Annotated in this window: 25 protein-coding genes and 1 pseudogene; 11 read left to right on the top strand and 15 right to left on the bottom strand. The window is 34.3% G+C overall.

Features of this window, described 5'->3' with window-relative positions; genetic code table 11:
* The first annotated feature begins 351 nt into the window (after window positions 1-351).
* Both IX38_RS18780 and IX38_RS18775 read left to right on the top strand, forming a co-directional pair.
* Window positions 352-639 (top strand): GNAT family N-acetyltransferase, encoded by a 288-nt coding sequence (locus IX38_RS18780; protein ID WP_034707480.1) that lies wholly within the window; start codon window positions 352-354, stop codon window positions 637-639.
* A gap of 229 nt (window positions 640-868) precedes the next feature.
* On the top strand, window positions 869-2,401 hold the full coding sequence (locus tag IX38_RS18775; RefSeq protein ID WP_034707479.1) for a S41 family peptidase: 1,533 nt from the start codon (window positions 869-871) through the stop codon (window positions 2,399-2,401).
* A 53-nt stretch (window positions 2,402-2,454) separates the two neighbouring features.
* Here IX38_RS18775 and IX38_RS18770 read toward each other — a convergent pair whose 3' ends face one another.
* The 3 genes from IX38_RS18770 to IX38_RS18760 all read right to left on the bottom strand — a co-directional run bounded on the left by IX38_RS18770 (window position 2,455) and on the right by IX38_RS18760 (window position 5,968).
* Complete coding sequence (locus IX38_RS18770) at window positions 2,455-3,045, bottom strand: hypothetical protein (RefSeq protein ID WP_034707478.1); 591 nt, start codon at window positions 3,043-3,045, stop codon at window positions 2,455-2,457.
* Window positions 3,046-3,062: 17 nt separating this feature from the next.
* A complete protein-coding gene (locus IX38_RS18765; protein WP_034707477.1) occupies window positions 3,063-3,563 on the bottom strand; it encodes an RNA polymerase sigma factor in 501 nt (166 codons plus the stop codon).
* 776 nt (window positions 3,564-4,339) lie between these two features.
* Complete coding sequence (locus tag IX38_RS18760) at window positions 4,340-5,968, bottom strand: NADP-dependent glyceraldehyde-3-phosphate dehydrogenase (RefSeq protein ID WP_034707476.1); 1,629 nt, start codon at window positions 5,966-5,968, stop codon at window positions 4,340-4,342.
* Between the two features lie 176 nt (window positions 5,969-6,144).
* Between IX38_RS18760 and tpx the strand changes: the two genes are divergently transcribed.
* Window positions 6,145-6,702, top strand: a complete 558-nt coding sequence (gene tpx / locus IX38_RS18755) for a thiol peroxidase (protein ID WP_228378000.1) — start codon at window positions 6,145-6,147, stop codon at window positions 6,700-6,702.
* Window positions 6,703-6,766: 64 nt separating this feature from the next.
* Here tpx and IX38_RS18750 read toward each other — a convergent pair whose 3' ends face one another.
* The gene (locus IX38_RS18750; RefSeq protein ID WP_034707475.1) at window positions 6,767-7,489 is read right to left on the bottom strand and encodes a TonB-dependent receptor plug domain-containing protein; all 723 of its coding nucleotides are present in this window, start codon (window positions 7,487-7,489) and stop codon (window positions 6,767-6,769) included.
* An 861-nt stretch (window positions 7,490-8,350) separates the two neighbouring features.
* On the opposite strand from IX38_RS18750, the gene IX38_RS18740 reads away from it, so the two are divergent.
* Together IX38_RS18740 and IX38_RS23585 are read left to right on the top strand one after the other, a co-directional pair.
* Window positions 8,351-8,725 (top strand): helix-turn-helix domain-containing protein, encoded by a 375-nt coding sequence (locus IX38_RS18740; RefSeq protein WP_034707473.1) that lies wholly within the window; start codon window positions 8,351-8,353, stop codon window positions 8,723-8,725.
* Between the two features lie 419 nt (window positions 8,726-9,144).
* Window positions 9,145-9,198, top strand: a pseudogene (locus IX38_RS23585) (bacteriocin-like protein); the annotation flags it as partial.
* Window positions 9,199-9,429: 231 nt separating this feature from the next.
* Here IX38_RS23585 and IX38_RS18735 read toward each other — a convergent pair.
* The gene (locus IX38_RS18735) at window positions 9,430-10,143 is read right to left on the bottom strand and encodes a DUF6261 family protein (RefSeq protein ID WP_034707472.1); all 714 of its coding nucleotides are present in this window, start codon (window positions 10,141-10,143) and stop codon (window positions 9,430-9,432) included.
* Window positions 10,144-10,198: 55 nt separating this feature from the next.
* Between IX38_RS18735 and IX38_RS22785 the strand changes: the two genes are divergently transcribed.
* The 6 genes from IX38_RS22785 (at window position 10,199) to IX38_RS18705 (ending at window position 14,767) form a co-directional block, all read left to right on the top strand.
* The gene (locus IX38_RS22785) at window positions 10,199-10,405 is read left to right on the top strand and encodes a hypothetical protein (RefSeq protein WP_131368715.1); all 207 of its coding nucleotides are present in this window, start codon (window positions 10,199-10,201) and stop codon (window positions 10,403-10,405) included.
* A gap of 695 nt (window positions 10,406-11,100) precedes the next feature.
* Window positions 11,101-11,556, top strand: coding sequence for a hypothetical protein (locus IX38_RS18725; RefSeq protein ID WP_034707470.1), 456 nt, complete (start codon window positions 11,101-11,103; stop codon window positions 11,554-11,556).
* 8 nt (window positions 11,557-11,564) lie between these two features.
* On the top strand, window positions 11,565-12,581 hold the full coding sequence (locus IX38_RS18720; RefSeq protein WP_034707469.1) for a serine/threonine-protein kinase: 1,017 nt from the start codon (window positions 11,565-11,567) through the stop codon (window positions 12,579-12,581).
* 59 nt (window positions 12,582-12,640) lie between these two features.
* Window positions 12,641-13,390 carry a hypothetical protein gene (locus tag IX38_RS18715; RefSeq protein WP_034707468.1) on the top strand — a complete coding sequence of 250 codons (750 nt, stop codon included), beginning with the start codon at window positions 12,641-12,643 and terminating at the stop codon, window positions 13,388-13,390.
* A gap of 92 nt (window positions 13,391-13,482) precedes the next feature.
* Window positions 13,483-14,073, top strand: a complete 591-nt coding sequence (locus IX38_RS18710; protein ID WP_034707467.1) for a DKNYY domain-containing protein — start codon at window positions 13,483-13,485, stop codon at window positions 14,071-14,073.
* 439 nt (window positions 14,074-14,512) lie between these two features.
* Window positions 14,513-14,767, top strand: coding sequence for a hypothetical protein (locus IX38_RS18705; protein WP_034707466.1), 255 nt, complete (start codon window positions 14,513-14,515; stop codon window positions 14,765-14,767).
* A 304-nt stretch (window positions 14,768-15,071) separates the two neighbouring features.
* On the opposite strand, the gene IX38_RS18700 is transcribed toward IX38_RS18705, so the two are convergent.
* From IX38_RS18700 to tssD (IX38_RS18660), 10 genes are all read right to left on the bottom strand, one after another.
* Window positions 15,072-15,941, bottom strand: a complete 870-nt coding sequence (locus IX38_RS18700) for a hypothetical protein (RefSeq protein ID WP_131368714.1) — start codon at window positions 15,939-15,941, stop codon at window positions 15,072-15,074.
* A 10-nt stretch (window positions 15,942-15,951) separates the two neighbouring features.
* The gene (locus IX38_RS22105; RefSeq protein WP_051884891.1) at window positions 15,952-17,544 is read right to left on the bottom strand and encodes a hypothetical protein; all 1,593 of its coding nucleotides are present in this window, start codon (window positions 17,542-17,544) and stop codon (window positions 15,952-15,954) included.
* A complete protein-coding gene (locus IX38_RS18690) occupies window positions 17,532-18,218 on the bottom strand; it encodes a hypothetical protein (protein WP_034707464.1) in 687 nt (228 codons plus the stop codon). The genes IX38_RS22105 and IX38_RS18690 overlap by 13 nt, the downstream gene beginning before the upstream one ends.
* A gap of 3 nt (window positions 18,219-18,221) precedes the next feature.
* Complete coding sequence (locus tag IX38_RS18685; protein WP_034707463.1) at window positions 18,222-20,156, bottom strand: phospholipase effector Tle1 domain-containing protein; 1,935 nt, start codon at window positions 20,154-20,156, stop codon at window positions 18,222-18,224.
* A gap of 4 nt (window positions 20,157-20,160) precedes the next feature.
* The gene (locus IX38_RS18680; RefSeq protein WP_084680333.1) at window positions 20,161-21,228 is read right to left on the bottom strand and encodes a DUF2931 family protein; all 1,068 of its coding nucleotides are present in this window, start codon (window positions 21,226-21,228) and stop codon (window positions 20,161-20,163) included.
* A 7-nt stretch (window positions 21,229-21,235) separates the two neighbouring features.
* Complete coding sequence (locus IX38_RS22780) at window positions 21,236-21,532, bottom strand: hypothetical protein (RefSeq protein ID WP_131368713.1); 297 nt, start codon at window positions 21,530-21,532, stop codon at window positions 21,236-21,238.
* Entirely contained in the window at window positions 21,532-22,941 is a 1,410-nt protein-coding gene (locus tag IX38_RS22455) for a type VI secretion system Vgr family protein (RefSeq protein WP_262483461.1), read from the bottom strand. The genes IX38_RS22780 and IX38_RS22455 overlap by 1 nt, the downstream gene beginning before the upstream one ends.
* Before the next feature lie 600 nt (window positions 22,942-23,541).
* Complete coding sequence (tssD, locus tag IX38_RS18670; RefSeq protein ID WP_034707461.1) at window positions 23,542-23,928, bottom strand: type VI secretion system tube protein TssD; 387 nt, start codon at window positions 23,926-23,928, stop codon at window positions 23,542-23,544.
* Window positions 23,929-23,999: 71 nt separating this feature from the next.
* The gene (gene tssD, locus IX38_RS18665; RefSeq protein WP_034707460.1) at window positions 24,000-24,395 is read right to left on the bottom strand and encodes a type VI secretion system tube protein TssD; all 396 of its coding nucleotides are present in this window, start codon (window positions 24,393-24,395) and stop codon (window positions 24,000-24,002) included.
* A 177-nt stretch (window positions 24,396-24,572) separates the two neighbouring features.
* Window positions 24,573-24,959, bottom strand: coding sequence for a type VI secretion system tube protein TssD (gene tssD / locus IX38_RS18660; RefSeq protein ID WP_034707459.1), 387 nt, complete (start codon window positions 24,957-24,959; stop codon window positions 24,573-24,575).
* Between the last annotated feature and the right edge of the window lie 198 nt (window positions 24,960-25,157).

Here is a 25,157-nt window from a genome sequence, read left to right as displayed (position 1 = left end):
TTAAAGTTAAACCGTTTTAGTATAGTCAATTAAAATGCCAAGAATTTACATCTATTCACAATCTTTGTTAAATAACCTGACTCTAGGATAAGAGTTAAAATAACGTAATGTAAACAAAGCCGTTTCACTTACAAATAATCAATACACAGAAAATATTTGTATTGCTGAACGAAACCAAAGTACCTTAAAATTTGTTAAGTTTCCGGAAACTCATCCTTCGTATTATTTTAATTTGTAATTTTAAGAATGAGAAGTATAAATCCAAGCGGATTTATGATACTGCCGGATTATTAAATGCTTTACGGATTGGAGTGAAGCAAGTTTTTTTAACTCAACTAAATCTTTACTACTATGGAAAATATAAAGTTTGAGATATCACCATATCAGGATGAACTGCAGCTGCTTATTGACGGAGAAAAAGCAGGATATATGTCTATAAAAATTGACGGAAGGCTGCTGACTGTTTACTACACTAAAATTATTGAAGAACGCGAAGGTCATGGATACGCCAAAATGCTTCTTGACGAATTGGTACGCTATTCCGAGGAAAAAGATCTGCTGGTAGATCCCGAATGTGATTTTGTCCGCCAGCAGTTTGAAAACCACCCTGCAAGATATAAGGACATATGGCACGCCTGAATCATTCTTCCCATCATTCTCTGAACTGATGGGAAAAAGTTCTTGTTAAAAGGGAATCGTAACTAATGTTTCTAAACATAAGATGCCCAGAGCCTTTTATTCTGTTTCACTTTATTTAAGTATTTTTTTAACTTAATTTATAAAGCTTTCTGAATAATTTATTATTTATTTAAATCAGAGTATTTCTAAACTTTATAACTTAGCAGATTGAAAAAAAATTCAAACTGAGTTGAAAAATTATTCGATCATACTGCTGGCAGCAGCACTTTCCTCATGCACATCTATAAGAAGGCATAATGAGCAGAAAGTGGAGTGCATTGGCCCTGAAGAGCTTAAGGAAGACATAGATTATGCCTACTTAAAGCTTCAAAAAATGCATCCCCAGCTTTACTGGTATATTTCCAAAAAGGATCTTGACCATAAATTTGACAGTCTTAAACAGACTATCGACCAGCCTTTAACTCCGCTTCAGTTTTATTTTAAACTACAGCCTGTGATCGCCGATATCCGTGAAGGACATCTGGCACTGAGAATTCCAAGAAAAAAATTTACAAAAAAACAGATTAAAGCCCTTGAGAATAAAAAGGGAATGTTCAGCCGTTTTGAATACCACATAACAGACAACCATTTATATATCATTCAAAATAAAGATTCAATAGAAAATATAAAGCCGGGAACTGAAGTACTGGCTATCAATAATACTCCTGCATCCGAATATATAAAGAAATACCGGGAACTGATCAGCAGTGACGGGTATAATACCACTTTTCAGTCATATTTCCTGAAGGATGTTTTCTTTAATTTTTATACCGCAGAAAACGGATTTGCAGATACGGCATCTTTAGAAACGCTGTACAACGGAAAAAAGCAAACTTATACGCTGCACCGGGAATCTAAATCTGAAAATGACCTGGAAAAGGATAAAGAACAGGAAAAACGAACTCCGGAAAAGAAATTGAATGATTATGTAGCTTTCAACAATTCCTATAACCGGAATTTTAAATTCCTGGATAAAGACAGCACAACAGCTTATATCAAAATAAAAAGTTTTTCAGGCGATTATTCGGATAAGTTTTACCGGGAAACCTTTGCTAAAATAAAAAATGCGGGATCTGAATATCTGATTATAGATGTCCGCAACAACTACGGCGGATCTCTTCACGAGATCAATAACCTGTATTCCTACCTGTCAGCGGAGCCGTATGTCCTCATCAAGCCGTCACAGCTTACCTCAAGGATCACTCCGTTAAAAACCAATTATTTCAGGAAAAGCACTCCCTTCCAATATGCCTTTAAGAGCCTTGCCTATCCTACTTATGTTTTTGCACAGACCTTCAGTACTTATAAAAAGGATGGCAAAGTATATTACAAAATGAAAGCCGACCAACCGACAAAACCTGATAAGAATGCTTTTCAGGGGAAAGTATTTGTGCTGATCAACGGCGGGAGTTTCTCCGCATCATCTATTATTACGGCAAAACTGAAATATGATAAACGGGCGGTACTGGTTGGCGAAGAAACAGGCGGCGCAAATGACGGAACGGTAGCCGGGTTTTATTCTTACCAGAAACTGCCCCATTCAAAAATCAATCTTCCTATCGGATTACTGCTGGTACAGCCCAACATCAATTTTATGGATACAAAAAGAGGAGTTACTCCCGATGTTACGATCACTGAGAGCATGCAGGACATCATCGATAAAAAAGACCCGCAGCTGGAATGGGTGAAAAATAAGATTGCAGAAGAGAAAGCAGTTAAATAGTTTTTAAAGGTTTCGGCGGGCTTCCAGCCCGCCGAAACCCATCATTAAACCCATCATTTTTTCAATTCTTTCAAAAGATCTTCTATTGGTATGATATACCTTCCATAATAACGGTGAAACCAGAATTTCCCGCTTATAAACAATGCAAAAAGTCCTATTGTAACAGAGCTTATCAGGATCACGGCAATTTTCACCTCACTCATAGGCTGAGGCCAGGGTATAAATTCTATTACAATGATCATTTCACAGACAATGAAAGGCACAAAACTCAGGTAATACGACAGATAGTATTGCTTATTGAGATTCACCTGCATCACCAGGTCTTTCAAAGCATCATAGGTTTTGAGCATAGGATTGCTGATCTCATTGTAAAGCCTGAAAAATTTACTGAAAAAGAAGATTGTGACGATGAGCATGGATGTCACAAGAACGGTAATATAAAACTGTAATTTAAAAGGTTTGCAGAAGGCACATACTATAAATGAAAAAATAAATACCCCGATTACAAACCAAAATTCCATGCGCATATTTTTACGTATTTTTTCCAGCGGAAGGTGGATCTTATTTCTTTGCTCAATACTTATTTCAGGGGTTTCCTGGGAAACATCTTCATTCCAAACATTTTTTAATTCCTCTATATTCATTGGTATTGATTTAAAAATTATGATTTATTTGAGTTTAAAATATCCTTCAGTTTATTTTTGGCGCGGTTCATTCTTACCCTTGCATTTCCTTCAGAGATTCCCATCTGCTCTGCGATTTCTTTTCCAGAAAAATCTTCCAGATAATAAAAAATGAAGGCTTTATCAATGGGGTTCAGCTGCAGAACTGCCTGATACATCCGGATTAGTTTTTCTTCCTTTCCATAATCGTACTCATCCTGAATGATCTTATACCCGGAAAAGTCTTCATTAGAAATAAAACTTCTTTTCTTCTCTGTTTTCAGAAAAATAATAGCTGTGTTGAGGGCAATCCTGTACAGCCAGGTAGAAAATTCACTTTGTCCCCTGAAGTTCGGATAGGCCTTCCAGATCTGGTAAGTTATTTCCTGAAAAAGATCGTCGCGGTCATCCTTTTCGGACATATACATTTTAGAAATCTTGAAAATGATTCCTTTATGTTTTTCAATTTTATCTAAAAATTCCTGCTCTAATGGCTTCATGATTCCGGGCTCTATAGAGTTAGTTTTAAATATAAAAAATTGTTACAGACATTTCTTAGAGACTGTTTAAATTTTTAAAACTTAGCAGATTTGTATAACTGAAATAAATCTGCGGGAGAAATATTTTTTAATTATTTCTGCATCATAATTTTACTGAATACAATTTAAACAGGCCCTTAAAAATAAAAAACCCGGCAGAAAAATTTCTGCCGGATCTCGCTTTGTGTGTTTTTAAGCTCTGCTTCAACATTTGTTTTGAAAACAGAACTCTGTACTACGGAATAATTTATCCATCAACTCCTTTTTAAAAGGCTTATAGGTTGAACAGCCAGCTAAAATCTGAGCCATCACAGACCCATAAATTACTAACATTTTATATTTCCAATAATTAGTAGGACAAAAAATACAAATGTTACAGCTTTTAAAAAAAAATTACATCAAAAAATAAAATTCAATGTCTTTTTTTCATAATGACATTCTTATTTACAGCTTATTTAATGCTTTCAAAATAAAATAGAAAATCCTCAAAAAATAAATTTATTGAGGATTATTATATTAAATCTGTTTAAGCTTACATCTTATATAGCTGGCCAATCGCAAAGGCGCAAAGATTTTATCTTCGATAAAATTTCTAGCTTTTCATATAGAGTTTTTGCTGAATTTTTTTTGATTTTCTTGCGCCTGAAAATATCCACACAATTTAAAAAACTTTGCGCCTTCGCGATTTTCCAACAAAGAAATTTAAACAGATTCATTAAACAGAACCAAAAATCTGTCTAGAAAATGTAGTCGGTGCTTAAAAAATTAGAATCGTGTTCTCTCACAATTGTATTTAATAATTTCTTATTGGAATCCGTAAGCTTCGCGGCTACCAGAGACCTGATGGAAAACGAACGGAGCGCATCGAAAACAGAAAGCGTTCCTTCTGCACTGTCTTTTCTTCCTGTAAACGGAAAAACGTCCGGTCCCCGCTGTGCCTGGCAATTGATGTTGACACGGCTTACCAGGTTCACAAAAGGATCAATCAGTCTGGAAACTTCCTGCGGATCTTCACTGAAAATGCTTACCTGCATCCCATGTGAAGCATTTACCTGGTAATCAATAGGCTCTTCTATATCCTCAAACGGAACCACCGGGATCACCGGCCCGAACTGCTCTTCATGATACAGCTTCATATCGCTGTTAACAGGATAAACCACGGCAGGGAAAACAAAAGATTCTTCGGTAAAACCTCCGTTTTCATTTAAAACTTTCGCTCCTTTTGCCAATGCATCATCAATACATTCTTTCAGATAAAGCGGTTTGTTGACTTCCGGAAGCGGAGTTACCTTCACATCCTTTTCCCACGGAAGACCCGGCTTCAATGCCGAAACGGCGGCACTTAATTTCTCAGTAAACTCTTCAGCAATTTCTTTCTGAACAAATATCAGCTTCAATGCCGTACAGCGCTGACCGTTAAATGAAAGCGATCCCAGGATGCATTCGCTTACCGCAACATCCAGATCGGCATTTTTAGTTACAATTGCTGCATTTTTAGCATCAAGACTAAGGATGGCACGGAGGCGGTTCACTTTAGGATGCAGCTTTTTAAGTCCGTTCGCCACTTTACTGGACCCGATAAAGGCCAGAACATTCACTTTTCCGCTTTCCATGATTGGGGTGATGATCTCTGAACCTTTGCCGTAAAGGGTATTTACAGTTCCTTTCGGAAAGGCTTCTTTGAATGCATTCAGTAATGGATAATGGGCCAGAACACCATGCTTGGGAAGCTTGAACAGAATGGTATTCCCCATGATCAGTGCAGGAATAAGCGTAGTAAAGATTTCATTTAAAGGGTAATTGAAAGGTCCCATGCTTAGTACTACCCCCAGTGGAGCTCTTCTTATCTGGGCTATGGTTCCTTCGGCCTGCTGGAAACGGGAAGATTCCCTGTCCAGATCCTTCAGTGCATCAATGGTTTGGTTGATATAATCTACAGTACGATCAAACTCTTTGGTGGAATCTGCCAGGGTTTTCCCGATCTCCCACATCAGCAGTTTAATGACCAGGTCACGCTGCTGGATCATCAGGTAAACAAATTTCTGCATACACTGTATACGCCCTTCAACGGACATCGTAGGCCATTCTCCCAGACCGTTGTCATAGGCTTTCACGGAAGCCTCAAGAACATCCATAGCTTCTTTAGGGCTTATATTGGGAATGCTTCCCAGGAGCTTTCTTTCCAGGCCGTTTTCCGTGGGAATACAGACGGGAGAATAGATATTCTGAACTTCCCCGTTCCATTCTACCAGTTCTCCGTTGAGAAGATAGACCTTCTGGTGGATCTCCGGAACTTTATATTCTTCGGGAATTTCGTTTTCGCTTTTAAAAATATCCTGCAATGACGGCTTGTTTACTGAATTCATAGATTTTTATTTTTATAATTTGAATGTAAAGTTTAACCTTTTACAGAATAAAGGTAGATGTTACAATTGGTAAAAAAAATAGGAGGCTGATAGATTTGTTCTATTTAGCGGGTATTTGAATTAAAATTAATGAACGGAGGCTAAAAAAAGAATAATTTTGCTTAAAAATAGAACTTATGTTTTCAAGATTAATTTTCAGTACCGTATTGTTTTTCTCGGTATTTAGTTTCGCTCAGAATACTGTTTTGATGGGAGGAAAGCCAGTACACACGTACGCCAAACTGCCATCGGTAAATAAAGCGGCTCCCCAATTTACCCTTACCGATGTTGCCATGAAGGATCAAACGCTTGATTCTTACAAAGGAAAATTTTTGGTCCTTAATATTTTCCCAAGCGTAGATACGGGTGTATGCTCGGCTTCTGTACGCCATTTTAATGAAGATGCGGCCAAAATGCCGAATACGGTTGTTCTCTGTATTTCCAAAGACCTGCCTTTCGCCCAGAAAAGATTTTGCGGTGCAGAAGGCATTAAAAATGTTGTGATGCTTTCAGATTTCCGTTCGGATTTCGGAAAAACTTATGGAGTGGAAATCACAGATTCTGTGATGAAGGGCCTTCTAAGCAGAGCTGTTGTGGTGATAGATCCTTCAGGAAAAATTGTTTATGAAGAGCAGGTTGCCGATATTTCGCAGGAGCCGAACTATGAAGCAGCGATTGCAGCTGTGAAAAAATAAGCTTCTGCTGCATTATAAAAGTCTGCGGCAATCTTCGATTGCCGCAGACTTTTTATTTACTTCTTTATTTTCTTTTCCTGGTGGTTATTATTATTACCCCATTTTTAGCTTTTTCACCATACAATGCAGTGGCAGCGGAAGCTTTCAGAATATTCATGGTTTTTATGGAATTGGGATCTACTTCCTCTAAATCCTTTAGGCTGATTATTTTTTTATCCATTACCACCAAAGGCTTCTGATTATTTCCCGAAGTTATGTGTGCTCCTCCAATCCTTATTTTCTGTCCGCCTGAATTAGTTCCCGGCATCTGGCTAACCATTAATCCTGATAGGTTTGGAGAAAGTCCTGCTGTCGCGTTTTCTTTAGTATTTACTAAAGCTTCTGCCGGTATTACTGTAATTGCTCCAAGCATCATTTTTTGATTTTTTTGCTTATTAAATCCAAGAACAACCACTTCTTTTATTTCTTCCGTCTTTAAAGTATCGTTTGTGATGTTCTGCTGTGCATTTACAGAAACCAGGCCTCCCGCAGTCAAAATAAAACCTGCTGCAAACTTCATAAACATTGAGTTGAGATAAGAATATTGAAGATTTCTGTTCAGCTGGGATTCATGGAATTTGCCACAAATATTCTCTGAAGAATCGGCAAAAAGATCTATTATTTCTTCATCAGAAGCAATGGTGAAATCCCGGACAGTCCTGGAGCAGGCGGAACAAAATCTTCCTTTTGCATCGGGAGACATTGTTTCCCAGTTTTCATGACACGGTTTTGGTATGGTGATTTTCATAGTCTCTTTTTATATAAAGATGCAGGATGGTGGGGAAAGGTTGGAATGTGGCGTGAAAATTTTGAAAATAATTATTTCGCATGATTAATCTGAGGAGAAATATTTTAACATTGATTTGGCTAAGTGGGTGTTTTATGATGCTTAATAGGGTGTGTTGTTTTACTCTTAAAAGTTTTTTTGACGCAAAGGTTTATTTTTAAGGCTGCATATTTTTTGAGCCTGCAAAGAAGGGATCAATTAACATTGATTCGATTAAGCGGACGGTTTATCCGAAGCTTCATCAGCGGTGCAGCCGCTACCCTTTGCTTGCCTTGAAATATACAGACTTAAAAATAAACCTTTGCGTGAAAAAAATAAATATTCCATTTTCTATTTACAAGCTGTTTAAATTTTTTAAAATCTCGCAGATCTAGGAGATTGAGCAGATTTATTTTCAGTTATACAAATCTGCGTTATCCGCGAAATCTGCGGGAAAAATATTTTCTTTAATCATTAAAAAATAGATTGATTCGATTAAGCGGACGGTTTATCCGAAGCTTCATCAGCGGTGCAGCCGCTACCCTTTGCTTCCCTTGAAATATGCAAGCTTAAAAATAAACCTTTGCGTGGAAAAATAATTCCATTTTTCTATTTACAGGCTGTTTAAATTTTTTAAAATCTCGCAGATCTAGGAGATTGAGCAGATTTATTTTCAGCTATAAAAAAATCTCCGTCATCCGCGAAATCTGCGGGAAAAATATTTTCTTTAATCATTAAAAATAAATGCAAGGATAAATTGGGTTCATGCATTTTCTTGTCCGGAACAGGGCCAACAACTGTTTTTTTTGAGTAATATTTTGCATATTTGTAGAAAATACGGTTATGCAAAAAGAAAAACTACGCGGCGTAAGAAAAAGAAAAGGATTTACGCAGCAGCAGATTGCTGATATCATTGCAACAGATGTGTCCAACTACAGCAGAAAAGAAAGCGGAGATGTAAAGATCTTCAAAGATGAATGGGATAAAATTGCCCGTTTTCTGGAAGTTCCATTGGAGGAAATATACGAAGATGGCGAGGAAATTAAACAAATCAATAATTTTGACAGCAATACAAATAGCAGTAATATAGGAAATGTAAGCGGGAATTATTACTGTAACGTTCCGGAATTCCTGTTGGAAAGCCAGAGAGATCTTATAGAGCTTCTGAAAAAAGAAAACCAAAGACTGGAAGCAGAACTCAAAATGTATAAAAAGTAAAGCTTCAATCTATAAAAGCTTTTCAATTTATATTTTATAGATTCTCTCGCAGATTTCGCGGATGACGCAGATTTGTTATTACTGAAAATAAATCTGCACAATCTCCTAAATCTGCGAGAGAAATATTTTTCTTTAATCATTAAAAATAATCGCAAGAACAAAGATTTATAATGAATGCATAGCTGAAAATCTTTTGATTTTCTTGCGCCTTAAATATCCACACTGCTAAAAAAATCTTGCGCCTTTGCGATTTCCCAACAAACCAAAGAAATAAGTCCTATATAAAAAACTCAGCATTGCGCTGAGTTTTTTTGCGATCAAACACAAAAAAAGTTAATATTTCCTTAAAAAGTAAATAAATAAATCTTCGCACAGGGAATATTGTTATATTTGAAATTCAAACAAATTAAACAATTACTATGAAAAATTTAAAAAGGATTTCTAGAGAACAGTTAAAGCAGGTAAATGGAGGTAATGGCACTCCATTATGTAAAGTTGGGTACATTTACCAATGTGCAGCAGTGGGTTTATGTGATGAGACATCTGGCCTTGAGGACTGCTTATGTGCATGCAGACCTGTAATTCGTCCTTAATCCTTAATGATACAAACCCTCTTTTGGAGGGTTTTTTATTGTCTTTATTTTTCTGTTATTCCAAGACTCTTTAGGTTTTGGTTCTAAATATTCCTTCATTAGGCCTGTACTTTACGGGTTCTTTTCTGTTGAGCCCTGCTCTTTTGATGTAATCACAGAAGAATTCTTTGCTGCCTTTACCAGCTCATTATTATCGGTGTATGCAAGTTCCCAACCCGGAACGTCTTTCATTACGGTAAGTAAACTAATGTAGAGCTTCAATGTTTTTTCCAGATCCTTGCGGATGGCGGAGGCGCTTTTCATCTGGCGAAGGCCGGCATTGGCTTCGGCCTGTTCTGCAAAATGGGTTTCAAAATCCTGGTGTTTCATCTTCATTTCTTCAAAAGCCGTATTCAGGGAAAGTGCATTGATTTTCTGCATATTTTCCGGAAGCTCCAGTCTTTCGATCAGCTTTTTCATCTGGGCAGTCTGCGAAGAATAGCTTAGGCGGTTAAGATTCAGTCCGAAGGTCTTAAATACCTCATACAGTTCCTCTGCCAACTGGTAATTGAGCGCGGAAGGGAGTTTCCGGTAACCGTTCAGGAATGCCTTCAGATTGGTATACGCTACATCCCTTTCATAATCTGCCATGGCAATATCTTTTCCTTTTCCGCTATAGATTTGCTTCGCATATACCTTATCGTACTCGGTGTAGGAAGCTTCCAAAGTCGCTGTAAGAGGATGATTGGTAATGACAGGGTATTTTCCTGACTGGGCATTGGAAATAATTCTCTGAGCCAAAGTCGCAAGATCTTTGGTGTTCAGCTTTGTGAGTGCAATTTTCATTTGTTTGTGTTTTTGATTAATAATTTAAAAAATAAATATATAAAAAAGTTGTTAAGTGACAAACAACCTTAAAACACCCCTCCGGAGCACTCCGGAGGTTTCCCGCAACATGCAGGAGACTTCCGGAGAAGTACGGAAGTCACAAACACTATTGTTTTTAACCAACGGAGGACTCCGGAGGTTTGTTTTACTATTGTTTCAAAGCTCCGGAGGTGTTGGGCAGGTTGAAAACAGGGTTGTTTTTGAGTTGGAAGTTTTATAATAATTACGTATAAATACGGAATGCATTATTCAGCCTGTTTTATATATTTGAAAACCATTATTTAAACTATTTGAAAATCTAAAGAGCCTGTTAAAATTTATTCAATAAAAATCATGATGCAGACATAATTGCTAAAGAAAAATATTTCTCGCGCAGATTTAGGAGATTGAGCAGATTATTTTCAGGTATAAAAATCTGTATAATCTGCCAGATCAGCGAGATTTTAAAAATTTAAACAGCCTCTAAATACTAAGAGAAATTCTAACAAAAAATACAATAAATATGGAGTATGATTACATTATAGTACAAAGTGTTTTAAGTAATGAAAAAGGTCAACACGGCCCAGTTCATATAAAACCTCTTCCGGATCAGGACCCTTATTTAGAAACAATGTTTGTACAATGTTCCAAGGTCTTATCAACCAACTTTCCAGTAGGAACAAAATTCAGAATAAAAGTAAAAATAATTACTCCCACGAACGGAAATCGTGCTTACGCATCAAGCCATTATACATGGCCTTTTGAGATTATTAAGGATTAGAACATTGTAATATTTACTATTGTTTTAAAGATTCAGAGGTGTTGAGGAGGTTGTTTTGAGGCTGGAAGTTTTTGATTATGGGAAACCGTAATTATTAATAATAAATATTATTTATCTTTAAATAATTTCTAATATATAACTAATACCATATTAAAATGAAATACTTAGGCTTTAACTTTACTAAAAATGATTTAAGATTTTGTACTCTTGATGGCTCAACAAATCCTCCAATAATAGTTGAAAAAAATAAAATTGTTTATCCAAATAATTTTGATACTGCAGAACTGATGGAATGGTTTGAAACTCAGATTACATTAATAATTGATAAACATTCTCCAATCCAAATATCTCATAAAATATCTCTTAATCTTAGCTCATTAGACCAAATTAGAACATCATGTTATCCTCAAGCAATACTAAACTTAATAGCTAAAAGAAAAAATATTTCTATAAATAGCTATTCATCACAAGCTATTAATGCAACAAAATTTGGTCTTAGTAAAAAAGAAGATGTATTTAAGCATATTGATACAATAATTGGTAATAATCCCCCATATTGGGATAAAGCAACAAAAGAAGCTGTTTTAGTCGCATGGTTTAATCTCTTATAAAATATAAAATGTCAATTAATACGTTAGATAAATTTCAAATAATTGATCATTTGGGAAATGGCTTTTTTGGTCATGTATATTTATGTTTTGATCCTTTTCTACAAAAGGAAGTGGCTATAAAGGTTATTAAAGTCCCAAATCCAACAAAACTTGTTCAAGCTATAAAAGAAGGGCAAGTTTTAGACTTTTGTAGACACAAACATATTGTCAGTGTAATAGATGTTAGATCTACAAATTTTAATGGAGAACCTGTTGTTATTATATCTATGGAATATCTTGCTAAAGGTTCAATTCAAAAGCATATTGAAAAAAGATTTATAAGTAGCCAAGAAAGTTGCAAAATAGTTCAGCAGGCTTTACTAGGTTTGGAACACGCGCATAATAATAATATTTTACATAGAGATATTAAACCAGGAAATATTATGTTTGGAGATAATGGAGAACCCAAGCTATCTGATTTTGGTCTTTCTATAGATTACCACATAGATCTAAGTGATGTAGCAGGTTACAAGCCACATCAACCTCTTGAAGTAATAGAGGGCAATCCAATGGACAAGCAAAGTGATATTTATGCAATGGGAATTACCTTTTACAGATTACTTAATAACACAAATAGTATACCTTTCACATTTGCTTCGCATAACGAATGGCTTATAGCAGTTAAAAAAGATAAATATCCCCCGCGGATCTTTCTCAGACATATTCCCGAAAAAATATTAAAAATATTAAGAAAATCAATAAACAAAAATAAAACATCAAGATATCAAAGTTGCATTGAATTTAGACAATCAATTGAAAAACTTAATTTTTTTATTGATTGGCAACTCGTCGATAATGATAATTGGACCGGAGTATATGCTAAAGACCGCTATACCATTACAAAAGTTCGAAAAAGGAATGGTTGGGCAATTGATTTTAAAAAAAATGGAATTAGAAATAAATTATTTTGTAAAACAGAATTAGCGGATAGTGATATAGAAGATGCTTTTTTTAAAATTATAAGAGATACAACATTAAATAATTAGTCATTATAGATTAAAAGATTTTTAATACAATTATAAATTTACACAAGTCGATAGTCAAAATGAAATTAACAATTGAACAATTTATTTTGCTTGAAAATTATTATTTAAGACATTTTCCACCTCATATTCCAGATGAAATATTACAGGATTATAAGACTATTCTTGAGTATAAAGATATTATTAAATATACGAAACCTGAAAAACGTATTCTAAATTATCTTTTAGACACGGCTATAAAAAAAATAAATAATAATCAACGATTTCAGAGAATTACTTTTATAAAATTAATTCGTTGGCAATGGGAGAAAGCTTTTATTGACAATGTAATATCTGATAAATTATTTTTTATTTTTAAATCATTAATCACTGAAGTAAACGAGACAATTTCTTGGAGTCTAAGTGTAATCATTAAAGACATTGAATTATCACAAAATAATATTGAATGGTTAATTGATAATTATGCAATTTCAGAACACATACGTAACAGACTGTTAAGGTATCCTAAACCGAATAAAGCAATTACGATTTGGTGTAAAGAAAGATTGCAGAGAAAAGACCTCGATGAAAGGTTATCTGAACTCATTGGACTAAGTTTAAACTTTAATATTAAATTTACCCATAAAGACAAAACAAGTTTAATTTGGGGAATTTATTACTCAAAACTTTCAGATAATCTGAAAAAAGAATTACTTTTAAAGCATTTAACAACTGACAATTTTGAAGAACTTATTAAGATTTGTGAAAGGAGTAATTTTATAGATATAATTTCACAACTTTACAATGACCTTGACATCTCATCAACATTATAATTAAAAAACCTGCCTCACAGCAGGTTTTTCAATATCTAAAAAGTTTTAAAACAAGTGCCTATTCTTTGTACATTTATTGGAAAATATATATAATGAAAAAAATCATTACTTTTTCCATTGTATTTCTTTTAATATCTTGCTCGGAAAAAAAAGAAACCCATAAAATTCGACCATTACAGGAAAAACCAGAAAACACACCAAATCAATCCTATCAAACAAATCCTGCAGAATATGATTTAAAAGACAGTACAAAACTAATACCTATTAAAAATGACTTTTATAAAAACGAACATGGATTTCTTTACCATAGAACGTTTGCTCAAAGAGAATTTAATGGTCACTTGGAAGAGGCAGAATACTTTAATGGAGTTATTCCTCAGGAAATTGATCCTAATACATTTCAACAAATAGAAAATTCTTTGTTTGCGAAAGACCATAAAAATATATACTATTTTCATCCAACAAGTGGTGGAATACAGATCTCAAAAATAGAATCTACAGATGTTAAAACCTTTCAAATTCTCAAAGGAAATTATAAATACGCTGTTGATAAAAACAACTTTTACAAAGAAGCTGATAAAATAGAAAAATTTATCCCTTTAAAAACTGAGCAAATAAAAGATAGTAAAGGAAAAGTTATTAAACTAAAAATGGCAAACAAAGAAATAAGTCTTGAAAAATAAACCTCTTTCAAATCAATTAATCCTATAGAAATTGAAAATTAAGATTTGTGGCATATGTTACAACACCACCATAATTCAATAAAAAACCTGCCTCACAGCAGGTTTTACTATTTCAAAACCTTGTCAAAGATTTTAAACTTCGACAAGGTTGGTTAAAACAAACGCTCATCCACAAAATTCGGCGGCCTCACTTTCAGATTCGGTTCCATTTCCATGCTCTTTTAATTGCAAAAACAGCACTATCACGGGTTTGCATCCTTGAGTATATATTACGGGAAAGTTAAGGCACGGGTACAAATCCGCCATCAGAATTAATATAATTTAAGTATAAATACGTAATCCATTATAAACCTGTTTTTATAAATTTGGTAACCGTTATTTTAACTATTTGAAGAGCTAAATATTAAGATAAATTCTAACAAAAAAAAGTAAGATAAATATGGAGTATGATTACATTATAGTACAAAGTGTTTTAATTAAAGAAAAGGGTAAATACGCCTCAGTTCATATCAGGCCTCTTCCGGATCAGGACCCTTATGTAGAAACAATGTTTGTACAATGTTCCAAGGTTTTAACCACCAATTTTCCAGTGGGTACAAAATTCAGAATAAAAGTAAAAATAATTACTCCCAGAAACGGAAACCCTTACGCATCGAGCCATTATACATGGCCTTTTGAGATTATTAAGGATTAATTAGACATTGAAAATTAAGATTCGTGGTATATGTTACCACGCCACCATAATTCAATAAAAAAACCTGCCTCACAGCAGGTTTTACTATTTCAGAACCTTGTGTAAATCTGAACTTGAACTTGCATCAAATCTTCATAAACTGTTTTTGTTTTATAAATATTTTTAATTAAATGTATCTATTTGATAGGTTTCTTATTTACGACATCTTTACTTCTATTAGTTGTTTTAAAATAAATGCTCTAATAACACGGCTCATTTTTATTAAAAATATTCATAGAAACTTCGATAATTTTTGATTCTAATTTCAAAATTTTTCTTTGTTAACATCCCACCAATTTTGCCATTTTTTAGCTGATTCTATATGTGTACAAATAATAATTTTATTACCTTCTATATAATAATCAAATATATCGGATATATTTTTTTCTAATACTTCAATGAGCGAACTTTCGTATTCTACAAATTCGTTATCATTTGCTCGCTGGATATTATTACTTTCAACAAATTTTTTAACACCTTCTGAAAGTTGTATTTTACCTTCTGATTTATTCACATATAAGTCCATTTCATCTTTTAAATAGCTAAATTTAAATTTAAATCTTGTAGGTGGTAACATAAAACTTACATCTCCACTTACGGGAGCATTTGGAAATTTTAAATTATTTAAAACAACAACAGCATTTTCTATAATTACAGGATCATTAATCCTTGTTAAACTTATTATATTAGAAAACACTTCTTTATTATTTATAGATTTTATAATTTTTGCATCTATTTTTCTCTCATCATCATATTCTCTAATAAAAGGTATTGCTTTAGATACCAAAACTGATATTCTACTATTTTCAGTAGTATTTTTTAATTTATTAAGTAGTCCTATTATATGTAAATCTATTATTCTTTCATCTGCTACAGGATCAGAATCTATTAAATCTGGTATTGGATCAGTTTTTTGTCTATTTAGTATTTTTATTAATTCATTTACAATTTCTTTACTATTTGATAAATCCAATTGATTTATTGCTTTTAATCGCTTAAAAAGTCCTACTCTTACATTTAATACTGTTTTAAATAATTCTGTATTATTAATGTCCATATTTTTGTTATTTATATCTTGGCTTAAACAAGATGTTAAGTTAAATACTAATGCTATTAAAATTAATATATTCTTCATTTTTGTTGCTTTATGGTCCTGGATATGTAGCTGGATGAGTAATCGTTGGAACACCTGTTGTTGCATTCCATATTTGAAGAATTCTTGATTCCCACAAAACATTAGCCAAAATCAACGGTTCTGGTAAAGCAATAATTCCTGTAATCCCATCAGTCCCTGTCAATGTATTAGGAACATCAAAATTCAAATGAATTCGCGTGTCAAATTCTATCTTTGTATATGTATGTGTAATAACATGATTAGGTGTCCCAGAACTTGGTTTATCAATTAAAGTCCCTTTCGTACTTCCAAATGTAGAACTTTCCGTTGGATCTCCATATCGCGGATCTAAATCTCCAGAATCTAGTGTCCAACTTGGATAATTACTCGTATGTTGATTTCCATCATAACCTGTAGTTGTAGGTCTTGTCATATTTTTACCAGCATCCCAATTTTGTCTTCCTCCCTTTTTCCATTGTACAAAACAATACATTTCTGTAGTATTTGCCTCTTTAACAGTAAAATCTACAGAAAAATCTTTTATTTGCTGCCCCCTTGCATTTGTTGAATAAATATTCTTGGACGTAATAAAGCTCGTTAAATTATTAGAAACATCCACACTTACCACTAAACTTTTTTCTTTAACAGCCGTAGGATTCTGGAATGATAATACTTTGAAGTAAATTTTCATTGTTGTAAATTGACTTAGAGGCTGTCTCGCCAAGTCTCTCCACCAATCTAAAGGTATCTTATAAGTCGCTTTACCAGATGCATCCAATTTCAATGTAGTATCTCCATTTGTATAACTACTGAAAGTTTTTATAGGAACTCTAACCTTAGGGAGTTTGGTTTTATCCCAACTATTTCTTATTCCAACGGAATTAGTTAATAATCCTTGTTCCACTTTTACAACTTGAATATCTATAAAATTATTAGGTATTCCATCTTCTATTTCAAATTCTAATATAGGAAAGCCGGCAAAGAGAGCACCTGCTTTGTCTAATACTACAGTATAAGTACTTTGCTTTGACTTTATTTTGATTTTCTTTTCTGTTTTTGGGACAGGCGCTCCGGTGGTATTTATACTTTCTGGTACATTTACCTGTCCTGAATCTACAAATTCTATTTTGCCACTTTCTGGTGGCACATTACCTTGCATTTTGCCTGTACCTGGCAAAGTAGATTTCTTTAACAATGCAAAATTATCCTGGACATTTACTGTCCCGAAGTCTTGCCATTTGGTAAGGGAAAGCATCTGAAACCCGTCGTAAAAAGTAAAATTCGGGATCTGCTTTTCTACGATAGTACCCGTAAGCTTACCTTGTGTTGTGGGAACATCATTCAAAACCTTGAACTCTCCCATATGAGCATTGAACTTCACCTTTGCCCCGTGTATTGCCAGCAGCTGACCTTCTTGCTTATCATCTTCCTTTTCCCGTTCTTCTCTTACCTCCTGCATTTTTTTACTGTTCTTCTCCTGCAGGTTCTGCGATGCTCTTTTTTCCTGAATTTCTGGGCTTACGTCTCCAATAACATCGACATTTTCTCTTTCTTCCCTTGCCCGAATGTCTTTCATCAGTTTTTCTGCGAAAGCTCTTTTATTATTACCAATCAACCAACCCATAATAACGAATATTTTATTTCACATTTGTTTTCTTTACTTTGTACAAAATTTTCTCTCAAAATTCCTTTTTCATAAATCGCAGTTCCTTCAATATAGTTTTCATTTTTATCTTTGGAAACTTTCATTTTAATTTCAGTTTCTTCTGGAGAAAGATCTTGTTTATGTAGATATTCTATTTTTCCTTCAGTAATCACTCTTATTTTTTTTCCATCATCTGCATATTGGCCTGATTGCCCATTAAAGTATAAACCGAACATATTATAACTTTGTAAAAATGAAATTAAGTTTTTCTCGTTATCAAGAACTGAAGATATGTTGCGGAAATAATTTTCGACTTCATCTCCCTTATTCGTTTCCCATAGTTTCGTCTTTAGTTCCTGCCATCTCAATCGTAAACTCGAAATATTATTTATTTTAACAATATTATTTTCTTCGTCAGCATATACATCAAGTTCATCAAACAGGTAACTTATTTTTTTTAAGAAAAAGCCTACTGCTGTATCCTGATCGGAAAAATCAAACTTGGTACAGAGAATCTGATAGTGATAGAGTTCTTTGTATTTTATAAAGAAGAATATTTCTACAGTACGAGTATATTTCTTTTCCGTGAAATAGTTCGGCATAATTTCTTCCGAAACAATGCTTTCAAATCTGTACGTGTTTAAATTTGTCATTTTTTAATAATGATCACGTTTACCACTACTTGAGGGACTACCACCATTATTAGGTTCCATACCTGCCCATTTTCTGCTAGCAGACCAATGTAGATATTCGTTTCTTAATCTTCGCAATGTGCTTTGTTCTGTGGCAGGCTTTATTATAACCTCTTCCAGCACTATTACTTTATTACCCTCGCTATCAATCTCTACTTTAGGCTTAGGAAGTTCTTCTTTTTTTATGAGAATAGGTACTTCTGGCTTTTTCACATAAGTGTTGTCCTGTTTAACAATTGGAGGTAATAGGGGTTCCGTAGTTTTATCAACGGGATTTAAAATATGGTCCGGAACAAATTCCCATTCAGGTTTACCTTCAAACACATAACCTTTCAAAATCTTATAAGCTTCTTTCAATACAGGATTATGATCACCTATTTGATATTGTTCTGCACAAGAAATAGGCATAATCTCTGAAGCATTATCTTTCAATTCTGTACGAAAAAAATCTTCCATAAATTGAAGAGGAATATAACTATACTCTTTTTTAAGATAACGAGTTCCCTGCAATCTTTTATATGATGTTAACATACGCGTTACAGGAGGAGTCCATCCATTGTCCATTCCTGATGTCATATAATCTGATAAGATCTCCAACTGGTCTTCTTTATACCAGTATTCATCTATAAGATGCTGTCTGTATTTTTCAAGACCATCAGAAGACAAATGATTATTTGTTTCTATTTCTGTCTTTACTTCTGTCTCATTCAAATATGCCCCACCAATATCACAATGCACGCCTGGGAAGTTTTTCTCTATACCTATCTTAAGACGGGTAAGAGCAAAGTTTTTTCTGTGTTCATTCTTTGCTGTAAAATGTACCGCCTTATTTACCTTCAAGGAATCCAAATGTAGTTGCCCTACATCATCTTTAAAAAGATTAGTTCCTGTACCACTTTTTGCCAAATTTTTACCAAAAATGAGACTATCATCATAAGTTTCTTCATAAGAAGAAACGGTATCATATATGCCCAAAAATCTTATGATAAGCCACATCCCATCTAAATCTTCTTGGGATAATATATCGTTTTTTCTCAAATAATATCCTAATAAACCCCGTATTGGCATTTTACCCGCTACCAATACAGAATTATCCACCTCTTGCCGGTCACTGTCGATTGTTTTATTTTCATATATAGGCGTAACACCATCGTTCCCAAAAGAGCGACTGTTTCTATAGCCTACTACTTCTCTTTTTATAGAAGGGGCTTCGGGTTCTTTTACTGCTACCTCATATACAAAATTGCGTGCAGCAGTAGCACCACGGCTGAACCCAAAAACGTCAATTTTGATTTCGGTAAGCTTAGTATTAGGAGGCAATTTTAATTTAAGTTTTCCAATTTTATTTGCAAGAGCCAAACATCCTTTGCGTACTTTGCCTCTAACTCCTGTTTTTCCTGCACCAAATGCAAACCCGTGCGAATTATCTTTTACAATATCGTCTGTCGGGTCTTTCATCTCATCATTTACACCCAGCCCTGTTCCAATTCCCTCCGTATATATAGCATAACTTTCTTTACAACATTTATATTTCCTTGCAACATTGGTATAATCATTAGAAAAGCTATTATCCGTACCCTGCTTATCCAAAAAATCACGGTGGGAAGCCTCCAAATATTTCAGATACTCTTTATTAGCAGCACTTACTTTAGTTCTACCTATTGCATTATAGGTCTTATCTTGTTTTTTCAGAGCTTCATCGCGTATTTTTTCTTTATTTGCAATAGTTTCATCATCATCATCAGGCTTTATGTCATTCCCTTTGGTAAGGTATTTTTCCCGCAACTCGGTATATTTCATATTATTGAGTGTGCCATCAAAGAACATCCCGAACTGTACTTGCAGTTCATCAACAGCAGGTCTTGAATCTCCAGTATTATATACAAATGTTTGTCCCATAATTTTAAAACACTTCTAAATTTTCAGTTTTAATAAAAATATCTTTGCCGTTGCCTTTCAGTTTTACAGTAAAGAACGTATTGATCAAATTCACTCGAATGTCTAAGTCTGCCGTTACATTTTCAGAATTCTCCCCATAAACTTCTTTAAAAGCATTAAAAGCTGATTCTTCATCTATATCTGCCATTGCACCATAATCTTTACCATTCTTATCTTTAAATGAAAAAACAATTCTTTTAGGAATGGTTTTTTTTTCAAAATCTTTCAATGGAAGTTTTTCTGTGAAAATATTTTCTATCTCGCCATTTATATAAAATAACATTACTTGTGTTTTATTATCTAAAATTGAGCTATCTTGCAACTCAAAAACAGGCTTCCAGCTGTATCTTTTACGGTAAATATCCCAAATTCCATAGGGAATTGGTTTTCCTTGTATTGCTAAAGGAACAATATTGGGGTCCTTCATCATTTTCTTACGGTATACTGGTTCAAATAGCAGATGGTTGTGGCTATCAAGACCATCTATTTCTTTTTGTGGGATTATTACTTCTTTACCCTGATAACGGCCTATTTCTGTTTGTCTTCCTCCTCCTTCTATCCAAATCACACAAACACCTCCCGGTGCAAAACCGACGATAACAGTATCATAGTTTTCGTGTCTTATTTTTCCACTTCCACTTGCCGCTTTAACGTCATAGCCTTTATGGAAAAGAGAAGCCATCTTTTCGTAATCCAAATCACAATCTACCTGAAAAAACTTGTCTTCGGCATAGGAAAGATATACTACGTTAAGATGATTAGGCAAAGGTTTTACACCTGAATCCATACTTCTTCCTGTGCTTCCCCATCCTTCCAAACCTCGATGAAGTCCTAAATTTAAAGATGTATAAGTTCCTTCTTGTAGATTTTGTAATCCACCTTTATAAACTTCTACTGGATAACCAGGCGGACAAGATATTGTTTCTTTCCAATCGTATATTTCTGTACTCATTTTTTTTTCTGTTTTGTTTTGGCAACTTGCCAATTGGCTAAATGCAAATAGGCAAAGTAGATAGAGCGTAATTTTTTCCATCACATAATTATTGAGTTGAAAGTCTAATGAGAATCAATATAGGAATTAAAAATAATAATGTTACAGCTAAAAATACTTTGAGTAAAAATGGGAGTGTTTTATTTTTAAATATAAGACTACTTATTATAAATAATATACAAGAAATTGGTATGACACCTATAGAAACATAAATTAAAATAAAGAATCCATAACCTAAATCTTCAGCAAACATAGAAGAACAAACACATAAAACTATTATTCCAACTAAGATGGAGAATATAAAAATTCCTAAGTAAAATCTCACATTTTTAATTGTTTTGTCCATTAGCCTTTGTTAACTTTAGCATCAATTTTCCCTAAAAACTTTGCAACTCCAGCACTTTGTATCAATATATCTCCGTTTTTAGCTTTATGGGTGGTCTTAGAAGTGGTTTCGTCTAAATCTCCTGTTATATTTACAGTTTTATTTTCATTAACTGTTTGCTTATAATTTTTTGATGTGAACAGGTGATTATTAGTGATATTTATTTTATGATCATTTCCAACGGTAGTGTTCATATTTTTTCCGGCACTAATATTTATATCATCACCCGCCGTAAAACTCATATTCTTCGGTGCATTCACATTGATATTTCCTTTTCCATCCATCAAATAAGTATTCCCGCTCGGGTCTTCTATGAAGACACTTCCCTCCGCATCATTTAAAATAATCTTCGTTCCCGATCTTGTGTGAATGACTTTCTTATCATTACCACTCGTGTGATACGAACTGGTTTCATTCCCATTATACTGAGTTCCCACAACAAAAGGCTTTTCCGCATTTCCGCTTTCAAAATCAACCAATATCTCTTCCCCGATCTCAGGAATAAAATGAAAACCTTTCCCACTTCCCGAATGTGGCTGTATCAGTCTGATCCAAGGAGATTTTTCTCCTTTCTTTTCCTGCCAGGGGAACTGTACCCGCACTCTTCCCATTCCTGCTTTATCATCATTCTCTAAAACTCTTGCGGATTGTTTTTCTCCAAAAGGAACTGCCTCCTCATCCTGATAAGGTGCATTGAAGAGATCCGGAATACCCACAAATTCATTGTAATAAGTATTGCCGTCATGGTAATGTTTGATTTCCGTGATACGGTAAGTTTCCATCGCTTTGCCATTGATGTCGATCAGTTTTGCTCTTCCTCCGATTTTGAGTTCGGGGTCTTTGCTTTTGCCTTTTACGCTAACTAAATTCTCCCTGTTTTCTCTTTCCTTTCTTACCGCTTCTTTCAGTTCACGGTCGGTGCTGTCGGAGATTCCGGTGTGGTTAAAAAGCATTTCAGGCTTCTTTTTGTACACATTTTTGGAAGCCGTAATGGCAATCGCCTGAAAAGGATTTTCTTTATATTGTATCTGCGCCGAAGCAGAGTTTTTATCCGTTTTGCTTCCTCCCTGAACATCAAAAACAGAATAACTGAAATCCTGCGGTTTAATATTCATTTCAACTTCGACTTCAATAAGGTCAATGTTTTCTTCAAGATTTACTATGGGCTGTACTTTATTGCCAAAAACCAATTGCTGACCGTTATAATAAAAATATTCTCCATATCTCGCAGCCAGCCTTTTGATAAACTGATAATCCGATTCTTTATATTGTACGGTATAAGGCAAAGCATACTTCGTATTCGGGTTTTCCACCAAAATTTTACAGCTTTCGGGATATTCTGAAGTGGCTGATTGTATGATCTGTTCCAACGTTTTATTCTCAAAACTCTGGCAGTCTTTTCCGTTTTCAAGAAGAATGCTCGGAGCTTTCCGTTTTCAAGCAGAATGCTTGGTGAATAACCGCTGATATAGAGTTTTCCGTAGCCGTTTTCTTTCTTGTTTTTTACATTGGCAACGATGCCGCTGAACATTTGGCGCACATCCCCGAAACGATGAAGATTGATCGTAATGTTCTTTCCTAAAATATTCTTGGAATTCTCCATCACATAGCCCTGAAAACTGTCTAAAGCATCATCCGGAACGGTAATGGTAAAATTATCATGATCATTCGTATTCTGATTAAGGTTGATCGAAAAACCCGATTTATCCAAAAAAGGTTTCCCGTCTAAACTTAATGTGCAATAGACCAGAGGACTGGTTTTATCAGCCAGGAAATCTTTGAACGATTTGGAGGAAAAGTATTTTTTGAGATCATCGGGATGATTAAGCCGCATATTGCTTCCTAAATTCCCGTTGCCGAAACCGTTTTCATCATCTAAATATGACATAATTTTCTATATTTATTTGGATTTGTGTTTTTTAAATAAGCTTCAAAGGATTTTATTTTAATCTAAAAACTTTGGAAAGTGATTACTTCCATGTTTTTTCGTGAATCGCTCCGTTGACATCAAATTTCTTAGCAATAAGGTGCATCTCGATCTGCAAAGGTTCTGCATTCACAGAATTAAAATGCTCGGTGAACTTCACGCAGTATGCTTTTTCGAAATCCAATTCCTGAAGCTTGCTCATTGCATCTCTTCTGAAAAAAGTGATTTTGCCGTTTTTGGTCTGATTATGATCGAGCATCCATCCCAGAAGTTCGGGATTTCCTGTGCTTTCGATACGGATGAAAATTTCTCCGCCTTGTGGCATTCCCTGTGGTTTTCCTGTGCCGTCGGTTGCCTGTGTAAAGCTGTATTTACACTCTAAAATATTGTAAACGTTGCCGTCTAATTCTAATTTGGATAAAAAAGACATGTATTTGGTATTTTGTAAGTGTTATTAAAGTAGAAAGTATGGGCAAAAATATCTGCCCACACTTTTAATAATTACATAGAACTAGGCCATTCATTTTCGTAAAAACCGCCTCCAAGTTCAATTTTTCTAGCTGAGATAGTAAACGTTTCAGTCAATGGATTTTCTCCCGTTGAATCAAAGTTCTCTTTATGTTTTACCAAATAGCCTTCAGTGAATTTCAATTCTTTCAATGTAGCATCGCTGTCTCTTTTGTAGAACACAATGCTTCCGTCTTTTCTTTCGAAAGAATTGGTCATCCATTCAAAAAGTTCTGTAGAATTGGTACCTTCAATAACAACGTCGATCTTACCGCCTCTTGTTACGGTAGATGGTCTGCCCGTTGCATCTGTTTCTTGGAATAATCCGTAGCTTACATTAAGCGCAGTGAATTCTTTACCTGCGACTTTGAATTTTGCTTTAAATGACATAATTTTCTTTTTTTGTGTTAATTAATTGTAATTGATTGTTTTTAAATCAATTTATTCATCGTTGTTAAGGATTGAAAATAATCATTTACATGAATACTTTAATCCCTAACTAAACAAATTGGGATTGTTTAAACAAAATAAAACCGATGAAAACAAATGATTTTTAAGCGTTGTAGATTATACCCACTCGTTTCTGTGAGAAGCATTACCCATTTCGATTTCTTTTGCAGAAAGGACGAATGTCTCCGTCAACGGATTTTCGCCTGTAGAATCGAAATCCTCAGTGTATTTCACAATGTAAGCTTCTTTGAACTTCAGTTCCTTCAGGGTAGCATCGCTATCTCTTTTGATAAATGTAACTGTCCCATCCTTTCTCTCAAATGAATTGGTCATCCATTCAAAAAGATCGGTGGCTCCCGTTCCTTCAACTGTTAAGTGTATTTTACCGCCTCTTGCGATGGAAGATGGTCTTCCAGTTGGGTCGGTTTGCTGTAACATTCCGAAGTCTACAGCTAAAATGTTGCGCTCGATACCGGCGGCTTTGAATTTTGCTTTAAATGACATAATAAAAATATATTTTATGGTTAAATATCTAATAATACCAATGATGGAAATATACCCTTTTGCATTTTGTTATATATCTTTTTACAATCACCAACAAGGGAATATATCTTCGTCAAATGTATACATATTTTTTAATCAAGCAAATATATTATTAATAAATTTTAAACACATTTACTATTTAAAATGTTTCAAAAATAA

The sequence above is a fragment of the Chryseobacterium luteum genome (genome assembly GCF_000737785.1).
GTDB lineage: Bacteria > Bacteroidota > Bacteroidia > Flavobacteriales > Weeksellaceae > Chryseobacterium > Chryseobacterium luteum.
The sequence above is the reverse complement of the archived record's forward strand: the minus strand, read 5'-3'. Positions and strand labels throughout refer to the sequence as shown.

Coding starts and splice junctions, on each gene's coding strand:
- IX38_RS18735 (WP_034707472.1), bottom strand. CDS start 10,143: ATGAAAATTGCACTCACAAAGCTGAACACCAAAGATCTTGCGACTTTG.
- IX38_RS18780 (WP_034707480.1), top strand. CDS start 352: ATGGAAAATATAAAGTTTGAGATATCACCATATCAGGATGAACTGCAG.
- IX38_RS18720 (WP_034707469.1), top strand. CDS start 11,565: ATGTCAATTAATACGTTAGATAAATTTCAAATAATTGATCATTTGGGA.
- tssD (WP_034707460.1), bottom strand. CDS start 24,395: ATGTCATTTAAAGCAAAATTCAAAGTCGCAGGTAAAGAATTCACTGCG.
- IX38_RS18715 (WP_034707468.1), top strand. CDS start 12,641: ATGAAATTAACAATTGAACAATTTATTTTGCTTGAAAATTATTATTTA.
- tpx (WP_228378000.1), top strand. CDS start 6,145: ATGTTTTCAAGATTAATTTTCAGTACCGTATTGTTTTTCTCGGTATTT.
- IX38_RS18710 (WP_034707467.1), top strand. CDS start 13,483: ATGAAAAAAATCATTACTTTTTCCATTGTATTTCTTTTAATATCTTGC.
- IX38_RS22105 (WP_051884891.1), bottom strand. CDS start 17,544: ATGGGTTGGTTGATTGGTAATAATAAAAGAGCTTTCGCAGAAAAACTG.
- IX38_RS18690 (WP_034707464.1), bottom strand. CDS start 18,218: ATGACAAATTTAAACACGTACAGATTTGAAAGCATTGTTTCGGAAGAA.
- IX38_RS18725 (WP_034707470.1), top strand. CDS start 11,101: ATGAAATACTTAGGCTTTAACTTTACTAAAAATGATTTAAGATTTTGT.
- IX38_RS18705 (WP_034707466.1), top strand. CDS start 14,513: ATGGAGTATGATTACATTATAGTACAAAGTGTTTTAATTAAAGAAAAG.
- IX38_RS18700 (WP_131368714.1), bottom strand. CDS start 15,941: ATGAAGAATATATTAATTTTAATAGCATTAGTATTTAACTTAACATCT.
- IX38_RS18765 (WP_034707477.1), bottom strand. CDS start 3,563: ATGAAGCCATTAGAGCAGGAATTTTTAGATAAAATTGAAAAACATAAA.
- IX38_RS18770 (WP_034707478.1), bottom strand. CDS start 3,045: ATGAATATAGAGGAATTAAAAAATGTTTGGAATGAAGATGTTTCCCAG.
- IX38_RS22780 (WP_131368713.1), bottom strand. CDS start 21,532: ATGGACAAAACAATTAAAAATGTGAGATTTTACTTAGGAATTTTTATA.
- tssD (WP_034707459.1), bottom strand. CDS start 24,959: ATGTCATTTAAAGCAAAATTCAAAGCCGCCGGTATCGAGCGCAACATT.
- IX38_RS18740 (WP_034707473.1), top strand. CDS start 8,351: ATGCAAAAAGAAAAACTACGCGGCGTAAGAAAAAGAAAAGGATTTACG.
- tssD (WP_034707461.1), bottom strand. CDS start 23,928: ATGTCTTTTTTATCCAAATTAGAATTAGACGGCAACGTTTACAATATT.
- IX38_RS18760 (WP_034707476.1), bottom strand. CDS start 5,968: ATGAATTCAGTAAACAAGCCGTCATTGCAGGATATTTTTAAAAGCGAA.
- IX38_RS18750 (WP_034707475.1), bottom strand. CDS start 7,489: ATGAAAATCACCATACCAAAACCGTGTCATGAAAACTGGGAAACAATG.
- IX38_RS18685 (WP_034707463.1), bottom strand. CDS start 20,156: ATGGGACAAACATTTGTATATAATACTGGAGATTCAAGACCTGCTGTT.
- IX38_RS18680 (WP_084680333.1), bottom strand. CDS start 21,228: ATGGAAAAAATTACGCTCTATCTACTTTGCCTATTTGCATTTAGCCAA.